Raw genomic sequence first — 256 nt, 5'->3', positions numbered from 1 at the left:
ACACCAAATTTGTCGAAAACCTGACGTACACGACCCCCGAGCGGTTGGTCGCTGTGTGGCCCTCATGATTCACAATGGATCAGTCGGATTCCAGCAAGGCGTACGCTCCAAATTACACAAATAACCCGCAGAAGCTTGCGAATCTGGTGTACGCATCGCGCATGGGTAATGGAGATGTCGCATCTGGTGATGGTTGGACGTTCCGAGGGCGCGGTGCCTTTCATCTGACAGGCCGCGCAAATTACAGTGCGTACAG

The 256-nt window shown here is 53.9% G+C and carries 1 pseudogene; it reads left to right on the top strand.

Annotated features, from left to right (window positions below):
• Positions 1-74: 74 nt before the first annotated feature.
• Positions 75-256: pseudogene (locus AC1RPW_RS08570) on the top strand (hypothetical protein); the annotation flags it as partial.

The sequence above is a fragment of the Dellaglioa sp. CoH-55-MRSF-8 genome, assembly GCF_056782195.1.
This window is presented reverse-complemented; position numbering and strand designations above follow the sequence as displayed.